Annotated in this window: 5 protein-coding genes, 1 tRNA gene and 1 other RNA gene; 6 read left to right on the forward strand and 1 reads right to left on the reverse strand. The window is 68.9% G+C overall.

Features of this window, described 5'->3' with window-relative positions; genetic code table 11:
* From BLW84_RS19460 to BLW84_RS19475, 4 genes are all read left to right on the forward strand, one after another.
* Positions 1-1,188, forward strand: a 1,188-nt coding sequence (locus BLW84_RS19460) for a DUF3987 domain-containing protein (protein WP_093267272.1), incomplete at its 5' end; no start/stop codon positions are given.
* Between the two features lie 356 nt (positions 1,189-1,544).
* Entirely contained in the window at positions 1,545-1,721 is a 177-nt protein-coding gene (locus BLW84_RS19465; RefSeq protein ID WP_093267415.1) for a helix-turn-helix domain-containing protein, read from the forward strand.
* Positions 1,722-2,217: 496 nt separating this feature from the next.
* A complete protein-coding gene (locus tag BLW84_RS19470) occupies positions 2,218-2,514 on the forward strand; it encodes a hypothetical protein (protein ID WP_093267274.1) in 297 nt (98 codons plus the stop codon).
* Positions 2,515-3,384: 870 nt separating this feature from the next.
* Entirely contained in the window at positions 3,385-4,701 is a 1,317-nt protein-coding gene (locus tag BLW84_RS19475) for a tyrosine-type recombinase/integrase (RefSeq protein ID WP_245761246.1), read from the forward strand.
* Between the two features lie 104 nt (positions 4,702-4,805).
* Here the strand turns inward: BLW84_RS19475 and BLW84_RS19480 are convergent.
* Positions 4,806-4,891: transfer RNA gene (locus tag BLW84_RS19480), tRNA-Ser, on the reverse strand.
* A 383-nt stretch (positions 4,892-5,274) separates the two neighbouring features.
* Here BLW84_RS19480 and ffs point away from each other — a divergent pair.
* Together ffs and BLW84_RS49135 are read left to right on the forward strand one after the other, a co-directional pair.
* An RNA gene (gene ffs, locus BLW84_RS19485) (signal recognition particle sRNA small type) lies at positions 5,275-5,369 on the forward strand.
* A gap of 67 nt (positions 5,370-5,436) precedes the next feature.
* Positions 5,437-6,933, forward strand: a 1,497-nt coding sequence (locus tag BLW84_RS49135; protein ID WP_245761247.1) for a DNA polymerase III subunit gamma and tau, incomplete at its 3' end; no start/stop codon positions are given.

Raw genomic sequence — 6,933 nt, forward strand, 5'->3', positions numbered from 1 at the left:
CTGATGGCCGCGACCGGGGTCTATCTCGGCGACGGGCCGCACATGCGGGCCGGGGACGACCGGCATCCGCTGCTGGTGTGGCCGATGGTCATCGGCCGGACGGGAGTCGGCAGGAAGGGTGCGGGCTGGTCGGCCGCGAAACGGCTGCTGCTGGCCACCGATCCGGACTTCGTGGACCGCAACATCCACTCCGGTTTGACCTCCGGTGAGGGTCTGACGCAGGCGTTCAACGAGGACGAGGCGGGCGCGACCGGCCCCGACGAGGGAGAGGAAGGCAAGGGCAAGAAGCGGGCGTCGCTGCTGCCGCCTGGTGACCGGAGGTTGCTGGCGTTCGAGACCGAGTGGGCCACCGTCATGGCCAGGATGAAGCGGGAGGGCAACACGCTTTCGGCGACGCTGCGGGCCGCGTGGGAGGGCGGGAACCTCTCCACCCTCGGTGTGAACGCGCGGATCGTGCGGGACACCCACGTTGGGATCCTGGCCCACATCACCCCGAAGGAGTTCCAGGCCAAGCTTTCGGCGTCGGACATGGCCGGGGGCACCTACAACCGGTTCCTGCCCGTGCTGGTCGCGCAGACCCAGTTCCTGCCCAGCAGCACCGGAGCTGACCCCGCGCTGTTGGACCGCCTGGCCGTGGACCTCCGCGCCCGCCTGGCCGCCGGTTCCCGCCTCGGGCAGCTCGGCCTGACCCGCGATGCCGCCGCGCTGTGGCAGCGGCTCTACGTCGAGTTCGGCGGCTACAGCGCCGACGACGGCCCGATCGAACAGTTCCTCTCCCGCGCCGCGCCGAACTGCCTGCGCGTGGCCGGGCTGCACGCCGCGCTCGACGGCGTGGAGCTGATCACCGTCGAGCACCTGGCCGCCGCTGCCGCGTTCGTCCGCTACGCCGTGGCCTCCGCCCGCGCCGTGTTCACCACCTCGAACCCCAAGCTGTCCAAGCTCGCCCGGTTCATCACCGACGCCGGACCGGCCGGGCGCACCCGAACCGAGATCAGCCAGCAGCACTTCCGGGGCAACGAGAACGCCGCCGACATCAAGGCATGGCTTGACCAGCTCGCCGTCGACGACGTGGTCACCAAGACGTTCCAGCGACCCGAGGGCAGGAAAGGAGGCCGCGCCACCGAGATCTACATAGCGAACGAACACTACGAACTTACGAACAATGCCCCTGACCAGGGCAAACGCTGAGAGCAAAGTTCGTTCGTACGAACTTTGCTCCACACGAAACCGCAGGTCAGAGCCAAAGTTCGTAACTTCGTCAACTTCGTACGGAACGGGGAGCATCGATGATCCGCAGCCAGCACACCAACCGCCCGGCCCGGCAGGGAATCGCCGAGGGAATCCGGCAGGGAGTCGCCGGGGAGGCAGGGAATTCTCCCTCTCGCGTTCCCTCGGCGATTCCCTCGGTACGACCTGCGCAAACGTCCCAGGAGGGAACGAGGGAGGGGAGGGAACGGGCCGCCGGAATCCCCCGGAAAACGGGTTCTGCGGGCGCCGCCGTCGATTCCCTCCCTGTGCCCCGGCAGCCGGAGGAGGAGCCGCGCGTGCTGCTCACCGTCGAGGCCGCCGCCCGCCGGTTGTCGGTGAGCCGGACGACGATGTTCCGGCTGCTGAAGTCCGGCGCCGTCGCCTCGGTGCGCATCGGCCACGCCCGCCGCGTCCCGGCCGAGGCCATCACCGCCTACGTCGAGCGCCTGGCCGCCGAACAGCACGCCGCCTGAGGCCCGTTCGACGGCCGCAGACCCAAGTGGATGGGCCAGTGAGTCCGGTCGAGGCAAGTGGATATTCACTTGCCATCCACTTCCGGCATTCACTGGGCGTGACCTGCGAAAACACCGTCCAAGTGAGTCAAGTGAATCCAGTGGATCGACCTCGCGAACCCCGCTCCACGCGGCACCTGCGGCCACTGGACGCCATCCACTCACTTGCTGGATCACGTGGTGGATCAGGGGGTGGGCCGCAGGCCGCCGGGTGGATTCCCACCCGGTCGTCCACCCGACACATCCACCACCCGCGACCAGGCCGAACCCGGCCAGGGGTGGGCGGGTGGCCAGGGTGGACCGCCGCAGAAACAACCACGCCCCTCGTTTGACGCGTGCTGGCCGGGCGTCGGCCATCCACCCACCCCGAAGCGGCCGGGACATGACCTGGCGCAGCACCCCAGGCAATGTCCCGGCGCTTTTCACTCCTCCAACACCCCTCGAAGGGAGACCGACCATGAACCCGCTGTTGGAGATCACTGGCCGCGTCCTGGCCGTGCTCGGAGTCATCGCGGTGCTCGTCATCGCCGCGGTGGCCGTGGTGATGTGGCGGGCCGTGCTGCCCGCGCTGGCCATCGCCGCGCTCGCGGTGGCGACCGGCATGGTGCGCACCCTCGCCCTGGCCGGATTCGCCGCGCTCGCCGGACTCCGCGCCGTCATGCTCGCGCTCGAACGCGCCGGCCGCGCCGTGCCCGCGCCTCGACTCCGCCGAATACGCCGGGACCGGTCGCTGGTGGCCGGTGCCGCCGGATGAGATCGGCCGCACCGGATGAGATCGCTACGGAAGAAACGGAAAAACGGAGAAAGCCTCTCGGTGCGCACCTTGACCTGCGGTTATGTGGTCGGTACTTCTTCCGGGGTGGCGTCGGAAGATGTACGGAAGAAGTCCGGCCCGGTCTTTTTCCGTAGTTCTTCCGACACAGCCGCGGAAGAAGTGCGGGTGGTGTTTGTGCTGGTCAGGGCGGGTTGTCGGGGTGTTCTTCCGTTTCTCCGTTTTTTCCGTAGGCCCCGGAATCCGGGGCACCGAGACGGGCGGCGAAGCTCATTCGGCACCGCTAGACCTAGCGGCCAGGACTGCTAGACCTAGCAGGGCCGCTAGCGACCCGAACCGCCGTCGACCAGCGGCCTAGCGTCTAGCAGCACGACGGGCGCCGGCGCCTACCCGACGCCAACCCGGGTGCTCGTCGACCCCGGCGCGGCGCTAGGCGGCAAGGGACCGAGTTAGGCCACCGAGGTCCCCGCAGACCCCGGGTTGGGAGCCAATCTCGAACGCTCCCAACGGGCGGCTAACTCGCCTAACTTTCTAACTTCCCACAGGTCAGAACCCACGCGAGGCGGGTCTAACCCCGGAGTTAGAAATCTAACCCGCCAACCCGGATCTAACTCCCGATCTAACCCAGCACGCCAAGGGCGTGGCGACCCCGCACGCCCGCAACCAGGAGGACAACCGATGCCACGCAAACGCCGCCCGGAAGGCACCCGGGCACCCAACGGAGCCAGCAGCATCTACCTCAGCGAGGCCGACGGCTACTGGCACGGTCGCGTCACCGTCGGAACCAAGGACGACGGACGTCCTGACCGACGACACGTCCAGGCCAAGACCGAGACCGAGGTCATCGAGAAGGTGCGCAAGCTCGAACGCGACCGGGACGAGGGGAAGGTGCGGCAGCCAGGGCGGGCCTGGACAGTCGAGAAGTGGCTGACCTACTGGGTCGAGAACATCGCCGCGGCGACTGTGCGGCCGACCACGATGGTCGGTTACCGCGCATCGGTCTACAAGCACCTGATCCCTGGCGTCGGGAAGCACCGGCTCGACCGGCTCCAGCCGGAACACCTCGAACGGCTCTACGCGCGAATGCAGCAGAGCGGGCTGAAGGCCGCAACGGCGCACCTTGCACACCGAACGGTGCGTGTGGCCCTGAACGAAGCCAAGAGGCGCAGGCACATCACCGAAAACCCCGCGAAGGTCGCGAAACCTCCCCGGGTGGAGGAAGAGGAAATCATCCCGTTCACAGTGGACGAAGCGCGCCGGATTCTCGATGCCGCTGCCGAAATGCGGAACGGCACACGATTCGTCATCGCGCTAACCCTCGGCTTGAGGCGAGGCGAGGCACTTGGCCTGAAGTGGTCCGACATGACGGTCACCTGGAAGCACGGTTGTCCAAAGAAAAGTGCGTGCCGAAAGGCGCACCGTGTCGAGAAGTGTGAGCAGCGACGGGGGAGCGGAACGCTCACTATTCGGCGAGCGATTCAGCAGCAAGTTTGGAAGCACGGCTGCCCCGACGTGAAGCCTTGCGGGCACCGGTATGGCGCGCACTGTCCGCAACGGCACAGCGGCGGAGTCGTTGCAACCGATGTGAAATCGCGAGCCGGGAGGCGAACGGTCGGACTTCCGCACCCGGTTGTTGAAGCACTCGAAGAACACCGAGGGCACCAGCAGGTTGAGCGCGAAACCGCGCGCAACGAATGGGAAGAGGGCGGCTGGGTCTTCACTAACCGGTGGGGCCGACCTGTTCATCCGACGGTCGATTTCGACGCCTGGAAAGCTCTCCTGCGCGCCGCGAACGTGCGTGACGCTCGACTGCACGACGCCCGCCACACGGCGGCGACCATGCTCCTGGTGCTGAAGGTTCCACTTCCGGCGGTCATGGAGATCATGGGCTGGTCGGAGGCGTCGATGGCCAAGCGGTACATGCACGTCCCGCACGAACTCGTGACCGCGATCGCCGACCAGGTGAGCGGCATGATGTGGCCCGACCCGGAGCCGGACGACGAGGACGACCAGGACGAGGCAGAGCCAGAGCTCACCGCCGACCAGGTGGCCGCGATCCGCAAGCTCGCCGTGGCTATGCCGGAGCACCTCCGGGCGCAGTTCGAGGCCATGCTTCCGGACGATGATGAGGACGGTGACCCGCCCGCCGGCGCCCTCGTTTCCGCGTAGCGCAGGGCGGGGCGACCCCCTGCTACCGGGGGCAACTGAGACGGAAATTGAGCCTGGACGCGAAAGAGCCCTGGCCGCGAATCCGCGGCCAGGGCTCTGACCAGCGGAGGATACGGGATTCGAACCCGTGAGGGCTATTAACCCAACACGATTTCCAATCGTGCGCCTTAGGCCGCTCGGCCAATCCTCCGTGCGGAAGCCTAGCAGGTGGGCTTCTGAGCAGCGGATACGGGTCATGACCTGGGGCGACGGGTGCCCGTTGGGATCTTTGGGCGGGGCTCGGGGCAACGCGATTCGAGGATCTGCAGCCATGGGGCGGCGGAGCGCTGCACGGTGCAGAGGCGTGAAGATCCAGCGCATGCCTGGACCGCGGAAATGCTCCTTATCCTCTTCGCCCTGGCGGTTGTCGGTGGCGTCGTCGCCTTGGTGGTTTTCTTGGTGCGAGGACGTTCCTGACGTAGGCGATCGTTCAGTGACGAGAGCGGAACCCCCGAACCTCGTTCGTCGCGCTGCCTGGCCAGCGGCGTGAAGGGGGCGGCTCCGCGGGGGTTCGAAGCGTCGGGGTACACTGTCCGTGGACCTCGTGCGGCGTCCATCCTGTGAACTCCCCCAGGGCCGGAAGGCAGCAAGGGTAAGCGGGCTCTGGCGGGTGCACGGGGTCCCCTTATTTTCTCTGGCGGGCCTCGCGCTCAGGCCGCGTTCGGGTTGTCGGGCTCACCGCGTAGGGTTTTGTCCGTGGCGCTCGCCCTATACCGCAAGTACAGGCCGGCGACCTTCGCTGAGGTCGTCGGGCAGGACCACGTCACCGATCCGTTGCGGACCGCGCTGGCCGCCGGCCGGGTGAACCACGCCTACCTGTTCTCCGGGCCGCGTGGTTGCGGCAAGACCTCCAGCGCCCGCATCCTCGCCCGCTCGCTGAACTGCGCGCAGGGCCCGACCCCCGACCCGTGCGGGGAATGCGACTCGTGCGTCGCGCTCGCGCCCGAAGGCGGCGGCAGCGTCGACGTCGTCGAGCTCGACGCGGCCAGCCACGGTGGCGTCGACGACACCCGCGAACTGCGCGACCGCGCCTTCTTCGCGCCCGCCCAGTCGCGGTACCGGATCTTCATCATCGACGAGGCCCACATGGTCACCACGCAGGGCTTCAACGCCCTGCTGAAGATCGTCGAGGAACCGCCGGAACACCTGATCTTCGTCTTCGCCACCACCGAGCCGGACAAGGTGCTCACCACCATCCGGTCCCGGACCCACCACTACCCGTTCCGGCTGATGCCGCCGGGCGTGATGCGCGACCTGGTCGAGCGGATCTGCCGCGACGAGGGCGTGCAGGTCGAGCCCACGGTGTTCCCGCTGGTGATCCGGGCCGGTGGCGGGTCCGCCCGAGACACGCTGAGCGTGCTCGACCAGCTGCTCGCCGGGGCGGGGCCCGACGGCGTCACCTACGAGCGCGCGGTGGCGCTGCTCGGGGTAACCGACGTCGCGCTGATCGACGACATGGTCGACGCGCTCGCGGCGGGCGACGGCGCCGCCGTGTACGGCACGGTCGACCGGTTGGTCGAGGCCGGGCACGATCCGCGCCGGTTCGGATCCGACCTGCTCGACCGGCTGCGCGACCTGGTGCTGCTCAACTCGGTGCCGGACGCCGCGCAGCGCGGACTGGTGGACGCCGCGGGCGACGAGCTCGCCCGGATGCGGACCCAGGCCGAACAGCTCGGCGCGGCAACGCTTTCCCGGTTCTCCGAGATCGTCCACACCGGACTTTCCGAGATGCGCGGAGCCACCGCGCCCCGGCTGCTGCTCGAACTGCTCTGCGCGCGGATGCTCCTGCCGACCGCATCGGACTCGGAAGTCGCGCTGCTGCAACGGCTTGAGCGCGTTGAGAGTCGCATGATCATCGCGCCGGGCGAGGGAGCTCCTGCGGCTCCGGTCGCTGCAGCTGCCGCCGCCGCGCCGGTGGCGGACGGCGACGCGCGGCCGAAGCGCGTCTTCCAGCGGCCGCACGAGCGCGCAGCGCAGGAGGCAGCCGCAGCGCAGCCGGAGGCGCCAGCGCGTCCGGAGCCCGCAGTGGCGGAGCCGCCAGTGCCGGCGGAGCGCCCGGCGACACCGCCGAAGGCGGCTGCCCCCGCGCCTGCGACGCCGCCTCCGGCGGCCGAGCAGGCCCCGCCACCAGCGGCGGAGCCGCGTCCGGCTGCCGCGCCAGCGGCTGCGGAGCCGCGCCCGGCCGTCGCGCCA

It is taken from the genome of Saccharopolyspora shandongensis, from assembly GCF_900106995.1.
Classification (GTDB): Bacteria; Actinomycetota; Actinomycetes; order Mycobacteriales; family Pseudonocardiaceae; genus Saccharopolyspora; species Saccharopolyspora shandongensis.